This window comes from Priestia sp. P1_B12_1 (genome assembly GCF_056406695.1).
Genome location: NZ_JBFTZR010000005.1, coordinates 57,566 through 79,070 on the forward strand (window position 1 = coordinate 57,566; position 21,505 = coordinate 79,070).

Annotated in this window: 18 protein-coding genes; 12 read left to right on the top strand and 6 right to left on the bottom strand. The window is 38.2% G+C overall.

All coding sequences use genetic code 11. The features are described 5' to 3' along the window. Window positions 1-57 precede the first annotated feature (57 nt). Window positions 58-1,866: a carbon starvation protein CstA gene (cstA, locus tag AC1D0Y_RS17430; protein ID WP_221841156.1), complete on the bottom strand. Its 1,809-nt coding sequence runs from the start codon at window positions 1,864-1,866 to the stop codon at window positions 58-60. 244 nt (window positions 1,867-2,110) lie between these two features. Between cstA and proB the strand changes: the two genes are divergently transcribed. From proB to AC1D0Y_RS17490, 12 genes are all read left to right on the top strand, one after another. Further along, window positions 2,111-2,944, top strand: coding sequence for a glutamate 5-kinase (proB, locus tag AC1D0Y_RS17435; protein WP_014457700.1), 834 nt, complete (start codon window positions 2,111-2,113; stop codon window positions 2,942-2,944). Next, the gene (locus AC1D0Y_RS17440) at window positions 2,941-4,185 is read left to right on the top strand and encodes a glutamate-5-semialdehyde dehydrogenase (protein ID WP_060745901.1); all 1,245 of its coding nucleotides are present in this window, start codon (window positions 2,941-2,943) and stop codon (window positions 4,183-4,185) included. The genes proB and AC1D0Y_RS17440 overlap by 4 nt, the downstream gene beginning before the upstream one ends. 128 nt (window positions 4,186-4,313) lie before the next feature. Next, window positions 4,314-4,451, top strand: coding sequence for a hypothetical protein (locus AC1D0Y_RS17445; RefSeq protein ID WP_201026586.1), 138 nt, complete (start codon window positions 4,314-4,316; stop codon window positions 4,449-4,451). Window positions 4,452-4,708: 257 nt separating this feature from the next. Then, on the top strand, window positions 4,709-5,485 hold the full coding sequence (locus AC1D0Y_RS17450) for an alpha/beta hydrolase (RefSeq protein ID WP_477707819.1): 777 nt from the start codon (window positions 4,709-4,711) through the stop codon (window positions 5,483-5,485). A 95-nt stretch (window positions 5,486-5,580) separates the two neighbouring features. Further along, entirely contained in the window at window positions 5,581-6,591 is a 1,011-nt protein-coding gene (locus AC1D0Y_RS17455) for a LacI family DNA-binding transcriptional regulator (protein ID WP_477707820.1), read from the top strand. A gap of 144 nt (window positions 6,592-6,735) precedes the next feature. Further along, complete coding sequence (locus AC1D0Y_RS17460) at window positions 6,736-7,497, top strand: threonine/serine exporter family protein (RefSeq protein ID WP_013085528.1); 762 nt, start codon at window positions 6,736-6,738, stop codon at window positions 7,495-7,497. A gap of 14 nt (window positions 7,498-7,511) precedes the next feature. Next, window positions 7,512-7,967: a threonine/serine exporter family protein gene (locus AC1D0Y_RS17465; protein WP_013059882.1), complete on the top strand. Its 456-nt coding sequence runs from the start codon at window positions 7,512-7,514 to the stop codon at window positions 7,965-7,967. A 301-nt stretch (window positions 7,968-8,268) separates the two neighbouring features. After that, window positions 8,269-9,675 carry a cytochrome ubiquinol oxidase subunit I gene (locus AC1D0Y_RS17470; protein WP_025752440.1) on the top strand — a complete coding sequence of 469 codons (1,407 nt, stop codon included), beginning with the start codon at window positions 8,269-8,271 and terminating at the stop codon, window positions 9,673-9,675. Further along, complete coding sequence (gene cydB / locus AC1D0Y_RS17475; RefSeq protein WP_060745898.1) at window positions 9,662-10,678, top strand: cytochrome d ubiquinol oxidase subunit II; 1,017 nt, start codon at window positions 9,662-9,664, stop codon at window positions 10,676-10,678. The genes AC1D0Y_RS17470 and cydB overlap by 14 nt, the downstream gene beginning before the upstream one ends. Then, complete coding sequence (gene cydD / locus AC1D0Y_RS17480; RefSeq protein WP_221841152.1) at window positions 10,678-12,390, top strand: thiol reductant ABC exporter subunit CydD; 1,713 nt, start codon at window positions 10,678-10,680, stop codon at window positions 12,388-12,390. Before cydB ends, cydD begins: the two co-directional genes overlap by 1 nt. Beyond that, complete coding sequence (gene cydC, locus AC1D0Y_RS17485) at window positions 12,387-14,135, top strand: thiol reductant ABC exporter subunit CydC (RefSeq protein WP_060745896.1); 1,749 nt, start codon at window positions 12,387-12,389, stop codon at window positions 14,133-14,135. Before cydD ends, cydC begins: the two co-directional genes overlap by 4 nt. Before the next feature lie 226 nt (window positions 14,136-14,361). Further along, on the top strand, window positions 14,362-16,161 hold the full coding sequence (locus tag AC1D0Y_RS17490; protein ID WP_060745895.1) for a cation:proton antiporter: 1,800 nt from the start codon (window positions 14,362-14,364) through the stop codon (window positions 16,159-16,161). Window positions 16,162-16,190: 29 nt separating this feature from the next. Here the strand turns inward: AC1D0Y_RS17490 and AC1D0Y_RS17495 are convergent, their stop codons facing one another. The 5 genes from AC1D0Y_RS17495 to AC1D0Y_RS17515 are packed head-to-tail and all read right to left on the bottom strand — an operon-like array spanning window position 16,191 to window position 21,504. Then, window positions 16,191-17,567 (bottom strand): O-antigen ligase family protein, encoded by a 1,377-nt coding sequence (locus AC1D0Y_RS17495; protein WP_060745894.1) that lies wholly within the window; start codon window positions 17,565-17,567, stop codon window positions 16,191-16,193. Window positions 17,568-17,592: 25 nt separating this feature from the next. After that, window positions 17,593-19,095, bottom strand: coding sequence for a murein biosynthesis integral membrane protein MurJ (murJ, locus tag AC1D0Y_RS17500; RefSeq protein WP_060745893.1), 1,503 nt, complete (start codon window positions 19,093-19,095; stop codon window positions 17,593-17,595). Between the two features lie 30 nt (window positions 19,096-19,125). Beyond that, on the bottom strand, window positions 19,126-19,458 hold the full coding sequence (locus tag AC1D0Y_RS17505) for an EamA family transporter (RefSeq protein ID WP_060745892.1): 333 nt from the start codon (window positions 19,456-19,458) through the stop codon (window positions 19,126-19,128). Then, entirely contained in the window at window positions 19,451-19,786 is a 336-nt protein-coding gene (locus tag AC1D0Y_RS17510; protein ID WP_252284511.1) for a DMT family transporter, read from the bottom strand. The genes AC1D0Y_RS17505 and AC1D0Y_RS17510 overlap by 8 nt, the downstream gene beginning before the upstream one ends. After that, entirely contained in the window at window positions 19,786-21,504 is a 1,719-nt protein-coding gene (locus AC1D0Y_RS17515) for a DUF6020 family protein (RefSeq protein ID WP_060745891.1), read from the bottom strand. The genes AC1D0Y_RS17510 and AC1D0Y_RS17515 overlap by 1 nt, the downstream gene beginning before the upstream one ends. Window position 21,505 lies beyond the last annotated feature (1 nt).

Here is a 21,505-nt window from a genome sequence, read left to right on the forward strand (position 1 = left end):
TGACCGGCTATTACTACGTTAAAAACACGCTTGCTTCTATAAGCAAGCGTGTTCGTTTTATATATTTTGTGATAAGTTTGCTTTTGTTGCCAGTTCAGCCTGAGGCGTGCGCCAAAGCTGCGTCCATTTTTGAATCGCAGCAATCATAATAATGAGACCGAGTATAAGCATGATGATTGAAAGAGTCGCATTTAATATGCTGTAACCTGCCGCAGCTTCATTTAAATAGACATTCTTAACCATCCAATAACCTGCGTAGTTAACTGTTACGTAAAGGTAGGCTAGTGGAATAAGGCAAGTAAGCATATAGGAGCGTTTATCTGCAATTCTAAGAATAACGGTTGCTCCAATAATTAAACCAATAGAGGCCATTAACTGATTGGATACGCCGAACAGCGCCCAAACTGAGCCAATATCTCCTGAGAACAATAAGTACCCCCACATAAAACAGGCTAGGGCGCTTGCAAAAATGGAACCGGGAAGCCAGTCTACTCGCTTTAATGGCTTATAAAATTCACCGAAAAAGTCTTGAATTAAATAGCGAGAAACGCGTGTACCCGCGTCGATAGCAGTTAAAATAAACACTGCTTCAAACATAATGACGAATTGGAAAAAGTAAGAAGACAGGTGGCTGAACCAAGGAATTTCTGTGAAGATATATGTCATTCCTACAGCCAGTGTAACAGCGCCACCTGTACGGCCTTCTAAGTTTAGACCAATCTCTTGGCTAAGCTGAGGAAGAGCTGTCACGTTCATGCCGAGCGTTTTAAACACTTCAGGTGTAGAGTTGATTGCAAAATAGTCTCCAGGATGTAAAGCTGTTGCGGCAATTAATGCCATAATTCCTACCAAGCATTCGACTAACATCGCCCCGAAGCCTACAACTTTAATGTCACTCCAACGGTCGAGCATCTTAGGGGTTGTCCCTGAACCAACAAATGCATGGAAGCCGGAAATAGCACCGCAGGCGATCGTAATGGAAATGAACGGCCACACGGGTCCTGCTAAAATAGGGCCGCCTCCGTGAATAAATTCAGTAACTGCAGGAAATGGAATTGCTGGGTTTACGAAAAACACGCCTACGATCAGCGCGATAAAGACACCAATTTTCATAAAGCTGCTTAAATAATCTCGAGGTGCTAGAAGCAGCCAAACGGGCAAGGCCGCTGCGAAAAATGCATAAACGGGAAGAATAATTGAAAGTGTTTTAATATCTAGCGTTAAAAAATCTCCTAAAGCTGTTCCTTGAATATAAGGACCGCTAAATACGGCGATTAAAATTAAAATGAAGCCGACGGTAGAAGCCGCTTTTAAATTACCGGTTTTTTTGTGATAAATACCTACCCCCATTGCGATCGGAATCGTAATTCCAACAGCGAATGTACCCCAAGGGTTTTTCTCAAGTGCGTGTAGCACGACCATAGATAAACCGGCCATTGTGATGGTAATGATAAAAAGCATAGCTAAACCTGTACAAAAACCAGCGACGGGTCCTAGCTCTTTTTTAGCCACTTCGGAAAGCGACTGGCCTTTTTGGCGCATAGATGCAAATAACACAACTGCATCGTGAACGGCTCCTCCGATTACAGCTCCGATCAAAAGCCAGAGCAGTCCGGGCAAATAGCCAAATTGAGCTGCTAAAATAGGTCCTACAAGCGGACCAGCAGCTGCAATAGCTGCAAAGTGATGACCAAATGTTACCCATCGGTTGGTTGGCACATAATCTTTCCCATCTTCAAACTCATGTGCTGGCGTTTTTTGCGAATCGTTTAGTTTCAAGACCTTAACAGCCATGAATGTTCCGTATAGCCGATACGCAATCATTAAAATACAGATAGATCCAATAACAATCGTAACCGCATTCATTACAAATCCCCCTATCCCTTAGTTGTCTGATGTTTGTACTACTACACAACGTTATGTAATTGTGTGTTCCCCTTACAACTTTCATTATAAAAGAAGAAAGCGCTTTTATCACCAGTTTTTCCCTTAATTATTTAAAAAATTAGAAAGTTCAAATTCCCTTTGAAAAACTATAAGACTTTTCGCATAATCTCTGCTATAATTTTTAAAAAAATTAGTACGCATTTAGGTGTTTTTAGTTAGGGAGATGAAAAGAGTGAACCATCGTCAAGAGTTACAAAATAGCAAGCGTATCGTAGTCAAAGTAGGGACATCTACGTTGACCTATGATAACGGAGATATTAACTTAGCACGCATTGAAAAACTAGCGCGTGTGTTATCTGATTTAATGAATGCAGGAAAAGAAGTTGTGCTTGTTACATCAGGTGCTGTTCAAGTAGGAGTAAAAAAACTAAAGTTAAAAGAAAAGCCAACTTCTATTCGAGAAAAACAAGCAGCAGCCTCTGTTGGGCAGTGTGAGCTTATGCATATCTATAGCAAATTCTTTGGTGAGTACAGCCACATCGTTGGTCAAGTACTGTTAACGAAGGATGTAATCGAAGATGAACATGTGCGCAATAACGTTGTAAACACGTTTGAAAAATTAATTGAAGATAAAGTGATTCCTATTGTGAATGAAAACGATACGGTTGCCATCGATGAGATTGAAAACATCGTGCGCTTCGGCGATAACGATAATTTATCTGCCATTGTTTCGGTTTTGATTCACGCAGACTTACTCGTTATTTTATCTGACATTGACGGTTTCTTTGATTCAGACCCCACAAAAAACCCTAACTCTAAGTTAATGAAAGTAATAGATGGCATTACACCGGAACTTGAAAATTTTGCTGGAGATAGTGGAACTGACGTTGGAACAGGCGGAATGGTCACAAAGCTTACCGCTGCTAAAACAGCTACAAGTGCAGGCGTGAGCTTAATCCTAGCAAATGGTAAAGAACCAAGTATTTTGCGAGATATTATTGAAGGCCAAGAAATTGGAACCTTATTCTTAAAACAAGCTGAAGGAGTAATGAAATGAGTGAATTGCAGCTTAAAGGAAAGCAGGCAAAAGAAGCCTCTTATTTCTTAGGAAATTTAACGAGCGAACAAAAACAGCAGGCACTTTATAAAATGGCGGCTGCTCTATTGAGTCAACAAGAGGCGATTTTAAAAGCAAATAAATTAGACGTAGAAAAAGCCGTTCAAAAAGGCACGTCAAAAGCGATGTTAGATCGCCTATCTTTAAATGAAGAGCGGATTCACGGAATGGCAGACGGCCTGCGCCAAGTAGCTGCGCTTGCAGATCCAGTCGGAGAAGTGCTGTCTATGACGAAGCGACCAAATGGTTTACAAATTGGGCAGCAGCGTGTACCTATTGGTGTCATAGGAATTATTTATGAAGCGCGTCCAAACGTTACGTGTGATGCAGCAGGCTTATGCTTAAAAGCAGGAAATGCAGTTATCTTGCGCGGAGGCAGCGAGGCGTTTTATTCGAATCAAGCGATTGTTTCTGTATTATCTCAAGCTGCGGCAAGTGCAGGGTTGCCTGAGCATAGCGTACAGCTTATTGAAGATACGTCGAGAGAAACAGCACTGGAGTTAATGAAGTTAAATGAATATATCGATGTATTAATTCCTCGAGGCGGTGCTGGTTTAATTGAAGCAGTGGTAAAAAATGCAACGGTTCCCGTTATTGAGACAGGAACTGGGAACTGCCACATTTATGTCGATGAAGAATATGACGGTGACATGGCGGCCAATATTATTATTAATGCAAAAACATCTCGTCCAGCGGTGTGTAACTCAGCCGAAAAGCTGATTATCCATAAACGAGCGGCTCATGAATTTTTGCCGATTATTGTTCAAGCGCTACGAGAGAAAGATGTAGAAGTACGCGGTGATGAACGTGCGGTAACAATCGTTCCAGATCTTGTTCCCGCAGGGGATGAGGATTGGAAAAAAGAGTATATGGATTTTATCATGGCGGTTAAAATCGTAGATGATATCGATGAAGCGATTTCTCATATTAATGTTCATAGTTCACATCACTCTGAAGCGATTGTAACAACAAATTATGCTCATGCTCAGCGTTTTTTACAGCGCATTAATTCAGCCGCTGTTTATGTGAATGCTTCAACGAGATTTACGGACGGAGAAGAGTTTGGTTTCGGGGCAGAAATCGGAATTAGTACACAAAAGCTTCATGCGCGTGGACCGATGGGATTAAAGGAATTAACAACGCTAAAATATATTATTTACGGAGATGGACAAATTCGATAAAAAGAAGAGGCTGGGACGAAAGTATTTTAGACAAAGTAAAAACGAACCACTGATCAAAATTTTTAATCAGTGGTTCGTTTTTTTGTTGGGGTGAACATAGTTTTCCTCTGTTTAAATTCTTCTAGTAGTTGATTGGAGGGCGAGACCAAGAATCCTGGGGGAAAAGCGGAACAGATGAGACCCCGCAGGAGCGCAAGCGACGAGGAGGCTCAGCGGCCGCCCGCGAAAAGCGAAGTCTTGCACGGAAATCAACTACGGTGTCATAAGCCGTTTAGCTCATGAATCCCATTTGTTCGTCTTTAGATGGGATTCATTTAGTATATCCTAAACTCGTCCCTTCATTTTCATTGAATCAGGTTCACTATTTCAATTTGAAAAACGTTATACGTAAAACGTTTTCATAAAAGATGTTTTTATGTTAAATTAAAAATTGTAAATAATCAAACTATTTTTTAACTTTTATATGAATTATGTACGTTTTGTTATCAACCAATAGGGAAGAAAAAATAGGGGGAAGAGAAATATGGCGTTTATGCAATGTGATTTTTTTTCAGAAGTATTGCAAATAAGTACTTCAATGAACGTTTTGATACCGCAGCAAACAAAATCTCAAATTGGTTTACAAACCAATACAAGAAGTGAGAAACACCCTACGCTCTATTTATTACACGGTCTTTCTGATGATCATACGATATGGATGAGAAGAACTTCGATTGAACGCTACGCATCAGAATTAGGACTTGCAGTTGTAATGCCAAATGTAGATCGTAGCTTTTATAGAGATATGGCTTATGGAAAGAAGTATTGGACGTTTGTAACAGAAGAACTTCCTCAATTGGCTAGATCATTCTTTCCGTTATCGGAAAAAAGAGAAGATAATTTTGTAGCTGGTCTTTCTATGGGAGGGTACGGCGCTTTAAAATGGGCGTTTCGCAAACCATATCAATTTTCTGCAGCTGCCAGTTTATCAGGAGTGATGGACGTTGAAGGGCTTGGAGGGCGAGGAGAAGTTCAGTTCTTAGATTATCCTTTGATTTTTGGCATGCCGCCTGTTATTAGACCTGAGGATGATCTTTTCTGGCTGCTTGGAAATCGCCGGCGCTATGGAGAAGTGACTCCGCGTATTTATCAATGCTGTGGAACAGAAGATTTTTTATATCAGGAAAATAAACGTTTTTCCGAGCGATGTAAGCAAGAGCCTATTTGTTTTACATATGAAGAAGGAAAAGGAAGTCACGACTGGGCATATTGGGATCAAAAAATTCAAGATGTGTTAAAGTGGCTGTTTAGTGAAAAGTAGGGAAGGTAGGTTTCGGTGGTTACGACTTCTAGTAGTATAATAAAGAAAAATGTTTACTTGGTCGATAGACTAAAAGGAAATAGGAGTCGGTACGAATGGGGAGAAAAAAAGTCACGATTACAGAAGTAGCGAAAGAAGCGGGTGTTTCATTAGCTACGGTATCAAGAATCTTCAATAATAAAGACGGTAAAATTAAAATCAGTGAAAAAACCAAACAAAAAGTACTAAAAGCAGCAGCTCATTTAGGGTATCAGACGAATCCATTTGCGGCAGCTCTGCGGGCCCAAAAAACAGGGATTATCGGGATATTAATTAGAGATTTAAAAGATCCGTTTTTAATTGAACTATTAAAAAAGGTACAGCAACAAGTCCAAAGTCGAGGGATGGATGTTCTTATTGGACATACGGATTACCAAGAAACAACGGCTGAGCGTCAATTAAATGTTATGATGAACCATTGGTTTGATGGAGTCATTTTATTAGATTATGTAGCCGCTCAGAATCCTTTTGTAGACGTATTAAAAGAATATCAAACGCCCTACGTTTCTCTTACAGGAGACGGTTCTTCTGCACTTTGGCCGATTGTACATGTAGATGATGCGGTGGGAATACAATTAGCTGTTGCTCACTTAACGGACCTTGGTCATAAGAATATCGGGTTCGTTGGAAAAGCTGTAAGCGGAGTCGAGCACCGTCTGTCTCTTTTTCATCAGTATGTACCGTCAGCAAACGCAAAGTTTGTAAAAGAAGATATGAATAACTCAGATGAACTATATCAGTTTATAAATGAGCTAGCTCATCATCCAGAGCCCCCAACTGCGCTTATTTGTGCTACGGATTACATTGCTCTGAAAGTGATACACTGTGCGTGGCAAAACGGGCTTCACGTTCCAGCAGATTTGTCTGTTATAGGGTTTGATGATATTACAGAAGCTAGTGAAGCGCATCCTCCGCTAACAACCATCCGTCAACCGATGGAGAAAATGGCTGAAAAAGCAGTAAACCTCTTACTTCAGCAAATTCAGAATCAGCAAGAAATAGATCAAGTACAGTATAAAATGGCACCTGTATTAGTAGAGCGTGAGACCACAAAACGTATGAATTGATAAGGAATGTATATACTATTCCTGAAAGTGTGAGACAAAAAGTCCACACTTTTTTGCATTAACCATTGCGTCTACTTCCCTCTTTCTTATACACTGTATGCTGTAGGGGAAAAAACCAAGCTTTAATATGTTTGGAGCGATTTGATGACACAACAAAAATTAGATAAATATGAAATTATGGACGTTAGCTTACTAGCAGGTAAAATTATGTTAGAAAGCGGAGCAGAAACGTATCGAGTAGAAGACACAATGATGCGGATTGCAGCGTCTTACGGTATAAAAAAATCCCACAGCTATGTGACGCCAACAGGGATTATGTTTTCACTTGAAACGAAAGAACCGACGAAAACGAAGTTAATTCGTATTTCCGAACGAACGACAGATTTAAAAAAAGTAACCATGGTAAATAGCGTCTCAAGAACAATCAGTCAAGGAAACATTTCCTTGGAGGAAGCGTATGAAATGCTACAAGAAATTGAAGCAACCAACGTAGCTTTTCCACTATGGGTTCAACTTGCAGCTGCATCCATTTCTAGCGGATGCTTTTTAATCATGTTTCAAGGTTTATGGACGGACTTTATTCCAGCTATGTTTTCAGGAGGTCTCGGATTTTTAACCGTGGTGTATTTCCACCGTCTTATTCCGATTCGCTTTTTTGCTGAGTTTACCGCTTCGTTAGTTATTGGACTTTTATCAGCTCTTTTAGTCGCTTCAGGACTAGGCACGCAAATTGATAAAATTATTATTGGGTCCGTTATGCCACTCGTTCCTGGCTTATCCATTACCAATGCAGTGCGAGATTTAATGGCGGGACATTTACTGTCTGGATTATCAAAAGGAGCGGAAGCGTTTCTGACGGCATTCGCTATCGGTGCAGGTATTGCCATTGTATTTACGCTTCTATAGAAGGGAGGCATCATATGCATATCGTAGAGCAGATAATTACAAGTTTTATTGCTTCAGCAGCATTTGGGATCATCTTTAATGTTCCACGTGAATCATTATTAAAAAGTGGCTTTGTCGGAATGATTGGCTGGCTCATTTACTATTTGCTAACGTTCTATGGCGTAGATGAAATTCCAAGCACAGTTGCATCGGCCTTCTTTATTGCTATTATTAGTCAAATTTACGCAAAAATTTATCGAACGCCGATTATTATTTTTACCGTAGCAGGTATTATTCCGCTAGTTCCGGGAGGAACAGCATACGATGCCATGCGTAACTTTGTAGAAAATAACTATAATGAAGCGATTAGTCTTGCAGCAAAAGCCTTTATGATTTCAGGTTCAATTGCCATTGGTATTGTGTTTTCTGAAGTCATCAACCAAATCATTCGTCAGTCTAAATTAAATGCCAAAGCAAAATATCGACCGTAGAGAAGCAAGCTCAAATCAGAGCGTGCTTTTTTTATGAGAAAAATAAAGAGATCCTTCACTTTTTTGTCACAAGAAAGTCACGTTTTAGTCTAAAAACGTTCAAAAAATGTACGTGCATAGCTAAAAAAATAGACTATACTATGTAAATAGAAAGAGAGATATTACATATGTATGTGAAACATTGAGCATATCTCTCGAATTATTATGCTCAATGTTTCACAATGTAAGTAAAAGATGCTCAGAAATGAGCAAAGTATCTATGGAAATGATGAATGTTCTTATATATGAAAGGAGAAAGAAGATGGATACAGTTATACTATCACGTATTCAATTTGCATCAACGACGCTGTTTCATTTTATCTTTGTACCGCTATCTATCGGTCTTGTCTTTTTAGTAGCGATCATGGAAACGATGTACGTAGTAAAAAAAGATGAACAGTATAAAAAGATGGCAAAGTTTTGGGGGCACTTATTCCTGATTAACTTTGCTGTCGGAGTCGTAACAGGTATTTTACAAGAATTTCAGTTTGGCATGAACTGGTCAGAGTACTCAAGGTTTGTAGGAGATGTATTCGGTGCGCCGCTTGCTATTGAAGCACTGCTCGCGTTTTTTATGGAGTCCACTTTCCTTGGACTGTGGATTTTCGGGTGGGATCGTTTGCCTAAATGGCTGCACTGTCTATGTATTTGGCTTGTTAGTCTAGGTACTATTTTTTCGGCGTTCTTTATTTTAACGGCTAATTCTTTTATGCAGCATCCGGTTGGAATGGAGCTAAATAATGGCCGTTTAGAAATGAATGACTTCTTTAAATTGTTAACAAACGGTCAGCTGTGGGTTGAATTCCCTCATACCATTTTAGGTTCGTTTGCAACAGGCGCCTTTTTTATCACGGGTGTCAGTGCTATTATGCTCTTGAAGAAAAAACATTTGGCTTTTGCCAAAAAATCATTTCAAGTTGCCATTATTGTAGGGTTAGTTTCAGGTGTAGGAATTGCGTTATCTGGTCATGAACAGGCTGGATACTTAGTTAAAACACAGCCCATGAAAATGGCCGCAAGTGAAGGATTATGGGAAAACAGCGGAAGTCCAGGCGCTTGGACGGTAACAGCAAATATTCACCCCGATGAAAAGAAAAATACGGGAGAAATCAAAATACCTTATTTATTAAGCTTCTTATCATACGGGAAATTTTCAGGTTCCGTTCCTGGGATGAACGAGCTGCAGGAGCAGTATACGGCGAAATATGGAGCAGGAAATTATATTCCACCCGTTCGGACAACATTTTGGAGTTTCCGCATTATGGCTGGTCTAGGTGGCGTATTATGTGCATTAGGCATTTGGGGCACGTACTTGCTTTCTCGTAAAAAACTTCAGGAGAGCAAACTATTTTTACGTATTATGACGATTGCCATTGCCTTTCCGTTCCTTGGAAGCTCAGCAGGTTGGATTATGACAGAGATTGGTCGTCAGCCTTGGGTTGTATTTGGCTATATGAAAACGGAAGATGCCGTGTCTCCTGGTGTAACAGCAGGTGAATTGCTGTTTTCTATTATCTCGTTTTCATTCTTTTATTTAATTTTAGCTGTGATTATGGTGTTCTTGTTTGTTAAAGAAATTAAAAAAGGTCCAGATCACGATCACGAAGCACATACAAAAGTAGTATCAACTGATCCGTTTACCAAGGAGGGATACAATGTTTTCTCTTAATGAATTCTGGTATTTACTAGTATCCATTCTGTTTGTTGGTTTTATCTTTTTAGAAGGCTTTGATTTTGGGATTGGAATGGTGTCTCGTTTTTTAGGAAGAAACGACTTAGAGCGACGAGTTTTTATTAATACAATCGGTCCTTTTTGGGATGCAAATGAAGTTTGGCTAATTTCAGCAATCGGTGCTATGTTTGCCGCTTTTCCAAACTGGTATGCAACGCTATTAAGCGGGTCATATGTTCTTTTTGTTCTTCTTTTGCTTTCGCTTATTGGCCGCGGTGTAGCATTTGAATTTCGAGGGAAAGTTGAAAAACAAGCGTGGAAAAATGCATGGGATTGGGTTATCTTCTTTGGAAGTCTTTTTCCACCGCTCATTTTTGGTATCTTATTTTCAGCGCTAATGAAAGGACTGCCTGTTGAGCGCAACATGCAAATGAATGCGGGCTTTTCGGATATTGTTAATCTATATACCATCACAGGCGGCGTTACGTTAACAATGCTTTGCTTATGGCACGGACTTATTTTTGCCACGATCCGTACGATGGACGATATTAGAGATCGTTCACGGAAAGTCGCTATGAAGCTTTTGCCTGTAAATGCCTTATTACTTCTTATCTTTTCAGGCATGACGTTTTTTGAAACAGATATATTCAGTAATCATAGCCGCTTGATGCTATATACATTTTTCATCGGTATTTTCGTGTATTTACTAGCAGGATTTTTCCTTACACGTAAAAAAGATGGATGGGCATTTGCTATGTCTGGCTTAATTTTAATTTTATCAATTTCCTCTATATTTGCAGGATTGTTTCCAACCGTTTTGGTTAGTTCAATCAATGAAAGCTATAGTTTAACGATTCATAATGCAGCATCAGGGAATTATTCCTTAAAAATTATGTCTTACGCTGCTATTGGATTACTGCCTTTTGTGTTAGGTTATCAAATTTGGAGCTACTACGTTTTCAGAAAACGTGTAGATCATAAGGAGCATATGGAGTATTAATGGGTAGAAATTTAATGGTTTACAACGGAATAAAAATGGTTCTTGCCATGTTAATAGGGCTTATTACTATTCAAAGTGTAGCCATTATTTTTCAAGCTAAGTGGCTCGCCGAAGTAATTACTGCTCTTTTTCATGGTGAAAGTTTAACTTCGCAGACAAAAGCAATCGGATTGTTTTTGTCTGCCTTTATGATTCGTCAGATCGTAGGTTTTATAATAAAAAAAACAGCATATCAATTTGGAGTCAAAACGACGCAGGAACTTCGTTTGATAGTCATGCAAAGCATTTTTTCATTAGGACCGCGTTTTACCAAAGATGAAGGAACAGGAAACTTGGTGACGCTCATCACCACAGGCCTACAGAAGCTTCGCGCTTATCTCGAGCTGTTTTTGCCTAAATTGGCCGCCATTAGCGTTACACCTTGGCTAGTGCTTGCTTTCGTCTGGTACCATGATCGGCTTTCAGGCATTATTTTACTTGTGACCATGCCAATTTTAATTTTATTTATGATTTTGCTTGGATTGGCTGCACAAAAAAAAATAGATAGCCAATGGGAGACATATCACGTGTTGTCCAACCACTTTGTAGATTCGCTTCGAGGGTTAGAAACTTTAACATTTCTCGGGAAAAGTAAGGAACATGCTGAAACGATTGAAAGAGTCAGTGACCGTTATCGAAAAGCGACAATGGGAACGCTCCGAATTGCTTTTTTATCTACGTTTGCTCTAGATTTCTTTACGATGTTATCTGTAGCCATCGTGGCTGTTATGCTTGGTTTGCGGCTGGTGAACGGGTCTATGACATTAGAACCTGCACTTATGATTTTATTGCTGGCACCTGAATATTTCCTGCCGATACGAGAAGTCGGAAACGATTACCATGCAACATTAGACGGAAAAGAATCCGGAGATGCATTACTTAAGATTGTGAAGCGGGCCGAAAAACCGTCCGCTAAAAAAGAAGCTGTTCCTAGTTGGACTGAAAGCAGTGAACTTCAATTAAGGCATATCACTGTAAAATATGACGAAGAGCATCCACCTTCTCTTGAAGATGTGTCACTGCATGTTAAAGGAATGAAGAAAATTGGAATCATCGGAAAAAGCGGAGCTGGAAAATCGACGCTTATTAATATACTAAGCGGCTTTGTACAATCTACAGAAGGCTCTGCCGAAGTAAACGGCGTGCCAATTGATTTACGCTCAGATGCTTGGCAAAAGCAGATTACGTATATCCCTCAGCACCCATTTATTTTTAATGGAACAGTAAAAGAAAATATTGAATTTTATCAAGACAGAGGCGGCTCATATGATTATGAAGATGCTTTAACGAAAGCAGGACTTTTATCAACGGTTCAACAGATGCCTAAGAAGGAAAATGAAATGATAGGGGATGGGGGACGGCAGCTTAGCGGCGGCCAAGCTCAAAGGATTGCTCTAGCAAGGGCATTTCTAAGCGACCGTCCTATTATTATGCTTGATGAACCAACGGCACAAGTCGATATTGAAACGGAATATGAATTAAAGCAAGATATTTTAACGATGTTCCAAGATAAGTTATTTATTTTAGCTACGCACCGTCTGCATTGGATGAAAGACATGGATCTCATTGTTGTAATAGAGGACGGAAAGGTTGCAGAAATCGGTAATCATCAAGAACTGATTCAAAAAAAAGGAGCTTACTATCAATTTTTACATGAAGAGGAGGAGATATGATGAAATATAAAAGTTGGATATGGCCCTACTTTAAAACATATAAATATCGTATCTTTTCTATCTTATTACTAAGCATGTTAACGATTGGTTCTGCTTGCGCGCTAATGTTCACGTCAGGTTATTTGATTTCAGCTTCTTCCTTACGGCCAGAAACGATTTTATTGGTGTATGTTCCAATTGTACTTGTGCGTACATTTGGTTTAAGCCGAGCCGCTTTCCGTTATGCGGAGCGTCTTGTCAGTCACGATTTTATTCTTCGCATTTTAGCTAAAATGCGTACACGTCTTTATCATTTGATTGAACCGTTAATTGCTACATCTCGCTATCAAACAGGAGATGTTTTAGGCGTTCTCGCAGAAGATATTGAAAGTTTACAAGACTTGTTCTTGCGTACCATTCTTCCAACAATTTCAGCTGTTATTTTATACGTTATTTCGATTGTAGCTTTAGGATTCTTTAGCCTAAAGTTTGCATGTTTGATTGCCATCTATTTATTTTTATTAGTAGTAGTGATGCCGCTTTTTTCCCTTTGGCATATGAAGGCAGCCAATCAGCGATATAAATCAAGCAAAGCACAGTTATATGCCAAGGTCACAGACGGCTTTTTAGGAGTGGCTGATTGGGTGTTAAGCGGTCAGCAGCAATCATTTTTTCATTCGTATAACAAAACAGAAAATGAGTTAGACGGCATGGATCGCAAGCTTAAACTATGGACGTATTACCGAGAATTGTTTGGACAACTTATTGTGGCAGGTTTAATTGTCACAATGATTTGGTTTGGGGCTTCTCTTTTTGCAGATAAAGAGCTTGCAGGTGTGTTTATTGCTGCTTTTATTTTAGTAGTATTTCCTTTATCTGAAGCGCTGCTGCCAGTATCTAATGCGGTAGAAAAGATTCCTCAGTTTGAAGAATCATTAAATAGAGTACAGACAATGGAAAAGAACTGGGAAGCTGTGAAGGAAAAGAAAAAACATACTCTTTCTCTACCTTATGAAGGTTCATGGAATTCGGTTAGATTAAAAGTTGAGCATGTAAGCTTTCGCTATAGTAATGAGGAGGAGTCAGTCATTCATGATCTTTCATTTCAAGTCGAGCAAGGGAAAAAAATTGCGATTCTTGGCAAGAGTGGAGCTGGAAAATCGACTCTATTAAAGTTGCTGCAAGGCTCCTTAGCACCTACAGAAGGCACAGTTCAACTAAACGGTCAGTCTGTTGCTGAAGTTCGTGAAGATGTACCAAAACTCATCTCTGTATTAAATCAAAATCCTTATTTATTTAATACAAGCGTAGCCAACAATTTATTACTAGCTAATGAAGAGGCCACAAAAGAAGAAGTAATTGAGGTCATGAAGCAAGTGAATATGCACTCCCTTGTGGAAGGTTTGCACCAAGGATATCAAACGCCGATGCTCGAAACAGGTCAGCGCTTCTCGGGAGGAGAACGTCAGCGGATTGCGTTAGCACGCGTTCTGCTTCAGCATACGCCAATTGTTATGCTAGATGAGCCAACTGCAGGGTTGGATGCTATGACTGAAAAGCGTCTGTTATCCACTATCTTTGAAACTCTTCAAGATAAAACCTTAATTTGGGTTACGCACAATTTAGTTGGGATGGAAAAAATGGATGAAATCTTATTTTTGCAAGATGGTAAGATAGCCATTCGAGGAACGCATGATGAATTACTGGCGACGAACAGTCACTATCAAAAGCTATATAAATTGGATCATCCGGCAAAAAGCCTTTAGCAGAAGCTAAAGGCTTTTTATTATTTGATCATAAAGTGAAATTCGACAAATACGAGTAAAATATGTGTCGAATGAAAGAAAACGGCTTGGATTCAAAGAAAAGAGTATGCGTTTAGCATTTTTGAAAAAGTGGTAAAACAAGGTAGTGTTTGTTTCTTCCTGTATAACATCGGTTTATTTTAGGGAAAATATATACACATTATGCGAACGAGAGAAGGAAGATACAATGGAACCTATGCTTATACATATCACGCTCGTAGTGGGACTAGGAGTTCTATCTCAGTGGCTGGCTTGGAGATTTAAGTTACCAGCAATTGTCGTGATGTCAATTATCGGACTGCTAACAGGCCCTATTTTAGGTTTAATTGATCCTAAAGCACAGTTTGCTCAGCTTTTTGATCCTTTTGTATCGATTGCTGTAGCTGTTATTTTATTTGAAGGCAGCTTGAACTTAGACATGAGAGAGGTAAGGGGAATCGAAAAGCCCGTGTTTCGCATTGTGACGCTCGGAGCCATGCTAGCTTGGATTTTAGGCTCTTTAGCTGCTCATTATATAGCAGATTTATCATGGGCGGTGGCAATTGTTATCGGAGGGCTTTTTATTGTGACGGGTCCAACCGTGATTTTACCTCTTTTACGACAAGCTAAATTAAAACCAAAACCAGCAGCGATTTTAAAATGGGAAGGTATTATTGTTGATCCATTTGGTGCACTGCTGGCCGTTTTTTCGTTTGAAATTGTTCAATTTTTAGTGCTGAGAGAAGTGAGTGGAAAAACAATTCTCTTTTTCTTTGCAGCTTCTATTATTGCTGTTTTAATAGGATGGCTTCTTGGCCGCGGAATAGGGTGGATGTTTCAAAAGGGGCATATTCCAGAGTATTTAAAATCTCCGGTCGTATTTATTGTTGTTATTGCCTGCTTTACGATAGCTGATGAAATTAAGCATGAAACAGGTCTTCTAGCAGTGACAGCGATGGGGATTACCCTTGCTAATATGCATATTTCATCTATTAGTGATATGCGACATTTTAAAGAGAACATTTCGGTTCTATTGACTTCTACTATTTTTATCATGTTAACGGCTGGACTGACGATGAAGACCATTACTGAAATTTTTCATTGGAATATTATTTTGTTTGTTTTACTTATGCTGTTTATTGTAAGACCTGTCTCCATCTTTTTATCAACGGTAGGGACAGATTTATCTATAAAAGAAAAAATACTGATTGGCTGGATTGCCCCGCGCGGCATTGTGGCGTTAACGGTCTCAAGCTACTTTGCGAAAGTACTAATCGATGAAGGATTTAAAGATGCTTCCATCCTAACAACACTGACATTTGCTTTAGTGTTTGCTACGGTTTGTGCACACGGTTTTTCCCTTTCATGGCTAGCTAAGAAGCTTGATTTATCAATTGGAGAAGAACCTGGTATTTTGCTTGTAGGAAGCAATGATTTTACGGTTGCCTTTGCTTCTAAGTTAGAGCAGCTGGGCTATCCAGTGTTAGTTGCTGATTCTTCGTGGGAGCGGTTAAGAGTTGCGCGCAGAGCGGAAGTAGATGTGTATCACGGAGAAGTTCTAGCTGAGCAAACGGAATATCATCTAGATTTAACTCCTTATGAATACGTGATTGCTGCAACTGAGTTAGATGCATATAATGCACTTGTTTGTACTGCTTTTCTTCAAGATATGGGACGGAACAATGTTTTTCAATTGAGTATTCGTGATCAAGAAGATTCAAGAGAAGATGTCGATGAAATTATGCACACTGTAAGAGGACGCATGCTCTTTAAGAAAGGAATTACGTGGGAGTTTCTGCATCATAAAATGGAGCACGGATATACGATTTACAATACAAAAATTACGGATGAATATACGTATGAAACATATCTTGAGGAGAAAAGCGATGATTCTCTTTTACTAGCAGTAAGCAAGCAAGGAAAGGCATTGAGTTTTTTTGCTCATGATCAAGAAATAAACGTTAATGCGGGTGATACGGTGTTAAGCCTTCAGCCATTAAAAAGATAAAAAAACAGGCCTTCAATGGCCTGTTTTTTTTATGCTTGTCTTTGTTTAAAATGAATGACGAACAGATAAGCAGCAACTGCTGCAAAATAGATGGTAACGGCTGGTGCGGTGAAGACATGCCCAGCTACAAAAGCAATTCCAAGAGCTAATACAATTGCTGTACTATACATCATAAAGCTTTCATCAAGAAGCTGTGACGGGTCTTTAAATAATCGAACCAATACAGTTAAACCAACTACTAGAAGTGGAAGAACCCATAGTAAAAATCCGATGATACCTAAAGAGAAAAACAGATCATAAAAATCCATTTCAATCATCTTTGGCGGAAGCTGTTTTGTATAGTCACCAGAAAAGCCCATACCTATCATTTTTCTTGCAATAGGTGCTTTTGCATACTCTTCCTTATGATGAGCTAAAAATTGCTCACGGCTGCTTAGAATCAGATTTTGAATATCTTTGTCATCTAAATTTGATTCCTTTTGCTTTTTCTTTTTAGCCGGCTTTTCTTTTTCTTTCTTTTCCGGCTTTTCTTGTTTTGTTTTCTCTTTTTTAGCCTCTAACATATCGATGTGCGTATATGTGTTTTTATAAGCTGGAGAAATCGGAGTGGTTGCTCCTGTTACAATTAAAAGCAGAATTGAGATTACTAAGTTGGCTTTAATTAAGCTGCGTTTATTCGTAAATAATTTTGCAAATAAGACAACTGTTGCTACAACTAAAGAAAGAATAACGGCACCTAAGCCTACTTTCGTTCCAAGCATGATGGACGAAACGGCTAACAAGATAAAAGGAATCCAGTAATAAGCTTTTGAAAACGAACGTACTTTATCTAAAGCTAAAAGCAGTGTGAGAGGAAGCAAAATAGCAATGGTTGCTCCTAGCTCATTCGCTGCATAAAACCAGCCTTTGAATCCAATTTTATTATACTGATAACTCTCTAGTGCTGTACCTGTTAGCATTGTACCAATAAAAACAATACTGATGATGAGTGAAGCAGTCAATAAGTTTTTGCTCAGTATTCTTTTTACATCCACAGACGATCGATAATGTGAAAACATCACAATCATTCCAAGTAAGGTAACGTTCATATAAACAACCTTATTGAAAAATTTAATTTCTTGCCCAATATAATAAGGATCTTTCCATTGATGATTTAAGTAGATATTGAGTCCAAGAAAGAGTGCAAAAACAATAAGGTAGATAATCGAATATCTAGCCCATTTTGATTGTTTGGCAAACACTAAAAGTAGGACACCCGCAAAAATCATATATAGAAAGCGAATAACAACCCCAATTGAGAGACCACTATCCATGTTCAAAACCATGTACGTCGTTAGCATATCAATAATTGGCTGAATTGAAATAAAACCAACGAACAGAAAAAATAACCAGTATGTGTTCTTCATATAGTACTCTCCTGTTTTACGTGAATTAACGTTTTCTTTTAACTAAAAGCATAACACCTTCTACTCTGCATAATAGCGTCGACATTAAGTATACTAAACCACCTGCAAGACAGACAATACCAAATCGTAAGATAACATGTAATGAATTCAAAAATGCGATGTCCTTCAAGAAGAACATGAGGATAGCAACAGGTACGGAAGCTAAAAGAATTTTTCCTGTTTCTTTCACTAGATATCCGTAATGGAAGTGATTGACTTGTTTTGCCAGCATAACGAATACGATGGCCGTGTAGAAAAAGGCAACCACTGACATGGAAAGTGCTAATCCTTGGTATCCCATAAATTTAGTAAAAATCATGTTAAAGATGATATTTAACACAATAGATAATAAGCCTGCTCTCATAATAAGATAACCTTTTTGAAGAGAATAAAATCCTTTTGCAAGAACAGCTTGCAGCGAATAGAAAAACACTGAACCTAGGTAATAATAAGATACATCCGTTGTTTTTAAAGTTGAATTTGCGTCAAATGCACCGCGCTGATAAGCAATCATTACAATGTCTTTCATATAAAAGATCATAATAACAATCGTTGGAATCAGCAGCATCAGCATAAACGTAATCCCTTTTTCAATTCCTGATTTAAAGCGTTCTTCATCTTTTTCAGAAATGGCTCTTGCAATCAGTGGATAAATAATGGTTGCGACCGTCACCCCGAATATTGCCTGGGGAATACTTACAAGTCTGAAGGCGTAATTTAAGTATGAAATAACACCTTCACCAAAGGAGCCAGCAAAGAAGAAGTTTACAGTTAAATTAATTTGACCGACCATAATGGTCACACCGACAGGGATGAATACTTTATAAAAAGCCACTACTTCATCACGGTCAATTTTTTGCTTCCATAACAGCAGATGCTGCGGTTTAAAATAGACAACTTTAATTAAGAAAGAAGCAATTGTTCCTACAAAATAGCCAAGAGCAATTGCATAGCCGCCCATGATTGAATGTAATAGGATTGTACTTAAAATCGTAAATAGTACAACAACCGTCTGAGAAAACACGGAGAAAGAATATTGGCTTCGTGCATCAAATACACCTTCGTATACGGCATTCACTCCAACTAGTGAAAGAGATAAAAAGTACATAACGCCCGTATAAATTCCTAGTTCAATTGCTGCTTTGGAAAAATTAGAGTACGAAGCGGGAAAGTAAAAGAAAGCAGCAATTGATCCGAGAACCGAAATAATGAAACAAATAAGAAAGGTTGATTTAACAATATTAGTCAAATGAACCTTTCCTTTATTTTCTTTTTCATAGCGTAAATAACTAGGAATAAATGCATCCTTCATCCCCGTTAACATAAATAAAATAAAAGCGTTTGGAATAATCATTGCTGCGTTGTATGAATCGACGATATAACTTGTACCGAAATAGTTAGCAATAACTAAATCACGAATCATACTAGAAAATTTCAAAAATAATGTTGATATGAGCAGTAAAATGCTCGCGAATTTTAAGTTTTTCATGCGAAACTCCTACCTTTTCAAGTTATCTCATCAACTATTAGCAATAAAGAAGCATCCGACAATTAAAAGAATACAGCCGATAACTTGTTTTGTTGTAACTTTTTCTTTAATTAAAAAGTAACCGAATGTTAATGTCCAAATATACGTAATAGACGTGAGCGGAAATACAATAGAATAAGGTAACAGCGTTAAAACATACACATTAAGCAGAGCTGCCGCCCCGTAAAAAAGGCCGCCACCCACAAAGCAAATAACCGCTAGCTTTATCTTTTTTTCATTTAAATACGTAGAAATATACTTGAAAAAGACAGCTCCAACTGAACCTAAAAGGGTCATAATAAGTAAAAGCGGGATACTATTCATCTTGGCCACCTACTAAAATTACACCTACGATAATAATAAGAGTACCGACCAGCTTCATAGGGCTAATGGTTTCATTTAATAGAAAGAAACCATTAGCAATGCTGATTACGTATCCTAGGCTTAAAAATGGATGAAGTAAGGAAACTCTTTCAAATTTAAAAGCGGCAATCATAAAAACGGCTCCTAATCCATAAAGAAAAAAACCAATAATTAAATTTAAGTTAAATGAAGCTTCGGACAACTTCCAAAAAAGTTGTCCAACAGCTGTAAACAGGGAAGCCACGATAATGAGTGTGATTCCTAGCTTTTTGTTGTAATTGCTCTCCATCAGGGGGTCACATCCTTTTCTTTCTGATCAAATCGGATAAAAGGAAGACCAATAAAGAAGAAAGACACAAATACGCTTGCTAATAAATATCGAAAATCTTGAGCCGGCAATGCCGCAAGAACAGAAAGCGTGTTAAGAGCCCAAGGAATGACGATAATAAGTGACGTAATTCCTCTTCGAATCACTAGCATTAATGAAAATAATAAAATGACACAGTGATAAAAAGCTGGTTTCCATAAGAATGTAAAAACAGGGTGCTTAAAAATAGCTAAGTAAGCATTGGCAGTATGCGTAATAAACGGCTCAATTACTTTATTTTTAAGACCTAAATCATTGCCGTAATAAATGTTGGTTACATACGTATCTGTGTAGCCATCTTTAAAAGGATTGATTTGCCATACTAAAGCTGTTTGTTTGAGAAAGCCTTCCGTTGCTAGATAAGGATTTTTGATAACAATGCTAGCATAATTCTTAAAGTAAAGACCTAAATCATTAAAAATAAACTTGCGGTCGTAGTATTTCCAAGTGAATTTAATAGGATCGCTTTTATATGGATTGTACTTTTCTTTCCACAATTCAATAGGGAGCACTTTATTAAAATATTCACGCTCTTCTTTTGACATCTGCCCATCATTTGAAATGATGTTTGCAATTTGTTGAGTTGGAATAGACAAAGCTTCATTTGGATCCGAAGGCTGTACATCAAGCCACGTGAACACAGGGCCTGTAACAATCTTTTGTAAAATAAAAACAACTAAGAAAATCGTGACAAGAGGTTTCCAATTTTTTCTGAATAAGACGATCATTAAAAGGAAAGTCAAAATAAATACAGGAAAACCATTATGTCTAAAGAAAGCTACTCCAAATGCGGAAAGTAAAAGTAAGAAAAAGCTTGCTTTGCTTTTAATCCAAGCACCTTTTGATAAATAGATTTTTGCAATATTCACTGTAAAAAACAGCAGAAAAGCACTGTATAAAATATCTTTCCAAATAATAATTGAAAAGATTAAAAAGCTTGGAATAATGACAATAATAGCTGTTAAAAGTCCAATCATAACAGGATGTGCTTTGCGTTTAATGAAAAAGTCAAACGTATAGGCGTATATGCTTACTACAACAACAATTTGCGTGAACGCTACAATTCCTGGGTTATCCCATATTTTTGTCAGCAGCATAATCAGCCACGTAATCATAATAGGGTGCCAATCGTTAAATTCTCCGTTATGTGCCTGTCTCCACTGTGCTAATGAATCGGGAGTCATGGCCGCTGGGAAAAAGGCGAACCAGTAATATAGACTAACAGCTAAAATAAGAATCGTAACAATTCCTAGGTAACGCTTTGGGTGTGCAAATGTATAGTGAAAATCGTTTATTTGCTTGATAGCGCTGAGTACAGCGGCCGTCAGCAGCATTGCTAATAGAGTACGACTGATGGCATATAAAACGAGTAAGAAAATAGTTGAGCTCGTCATATGTAAGTTATCTAAAAGTGAAAACTGTACGATAAACGAAAAAACAATCAGCAATAGCCATTCTAGCGGTTTAAATGAAGCATAAGCTCTATTTTTATAAATAAAAATAGAGCTTATGATGGTAAATACAAGTGCAGCAAAAAGGGAAAGATAGTGAACACCGTCTGGATTACCAATACTTAAACCGATAAGAATAATTAAAGCTGTTACTGTAAGCAGTAAAATACTTTTTTTATTCTTCATCATT

What these genes read in the sequence shown, in the direction of transcription:
- AC1D0Y_RS17465 (WP_013059882.1), top strand. Translation starts at nt 7,512, where the DNA reads ATGCATATCGTAGAGCAGATAATTACAAGTTTTATTGCTTCAGCAGCA.
- AC1D0Y_RS17450 (WP_477707819.1), top strand. Translation starts at nt 4,709, where the DNA reads ATGGCGTTTATGCAATGTGATTTTTTTTCAGAAGTATTGCAAATAAGT.
- cydD (WP_221841152.1), top strand. Translation starts at nt 10,678, where the DNA reads ATGGGTAGAAATTTAATGGTTTACAACGGAATAAAAATGGTTCTTGCC.
- cydB (WP_060745898.1), top strand. Translation starts at nt 9,662, where the DNA reads ATGTTTTCTCTTAATGAATTCTGGTATTTACTAGTATCCATTCTGTTT.
- AC1D0Y_RS17460 (WP_013085528.1), top strand. Translation starts at nt 6,736, where the DNA reads ATGACACAACAAAAATTAGATAAATATGAAATTATGGACGTTAGCTTA.
- AC1D0Y_RS17495 (WP_060745894.1), bottom strand. Translation starts at nt 17,567, where the DNA reads ATGAAGAACACATACTGGTTATTTTTTCTGTTCGTTGGTTTTATTTCA.
- cydC (WP_060745896.1), top strand. Translation starts at nt 12,387, where the DNA reads ATGATGAAATATAAAAGTTGGATATGGCCCTACTTTAAAACATATAAA.
- AC1D0Y_RS17510 (WP_252284511.1), bottom strand. Translation starts at nt 19,786, where the DNA reads ATGGAGAGCAATTACAACAAAAAGCTAGGAATCACACTCATTATCGTG.
- AC1D0Y_RS17440 (WP_060745901.1), top strand. Translation starts at nt 2,941, where the DNA reads ATGAGTGAATTGCAGCTTAAAGGAAAGCAGGCAAAAGAAGCCTCTTAT.
- proB (WP_014457700.1), top strand. Translation starts at nt 2,111, where the DNA reads ATGAAAAGAGTGAACCATCGTCAAGAGTTACAAAATAGCAAGCGTATC.
- AC1D0Y_RS17505 (WP_060745892.1), bottom strand. Translation starts at nt 19,458, where the DNA reads ATGAATAGTATCCCGCTTTTACTTATTATGACCCTTTTAGGTTCAGTT.
- AC1D0Y_RS17455 (WP_477707820.1), top strand. Translation starts at nt 5,581, where the DNA reads ATGGGGAGAAAAAAAGTCACGATTACAGAAGTAGCGAAAGAAGCGGGT.
- AC1D0Y_RS17490 (WP_060745895.1), top strand. Translation starts at nt 14,362, where the DNA reads ATGGAACCTATGCTTATACATATCACGCTCGTAGTGGGACTAGGAGTT.
- AC1D0Y_RS17470 (WP_025752440.1), top strand. Translation starts at nt 8,269, where the DNA reads ATGGATACAGTTATACTATCACGTATTCAATTTGCATCAACGACGCTG.
- cstA (WP_221841156.1), bottom strand. Translation starts at nt 1,866, where the DNA reads ATGAATGCGGTTACGATTGTTATTGGATCTATCTGTATTTTAATGATT.
- murJ (WP_060745893.1), bottom strand. Translation starts at nt 19,095, where the DNA reads ATGAAAAACTTAAAATTCGCGAGCATTTTACTGCTCATATCAACATTA.
- AC1D0Y_RS17515 (WP_060745891.1), bottom strand. Translation starts at nt 21,504, where the DNA reads ATGATGAAGAATAAAAAAAGTATTTTACTGCTTACAGTAACAGCTTTA.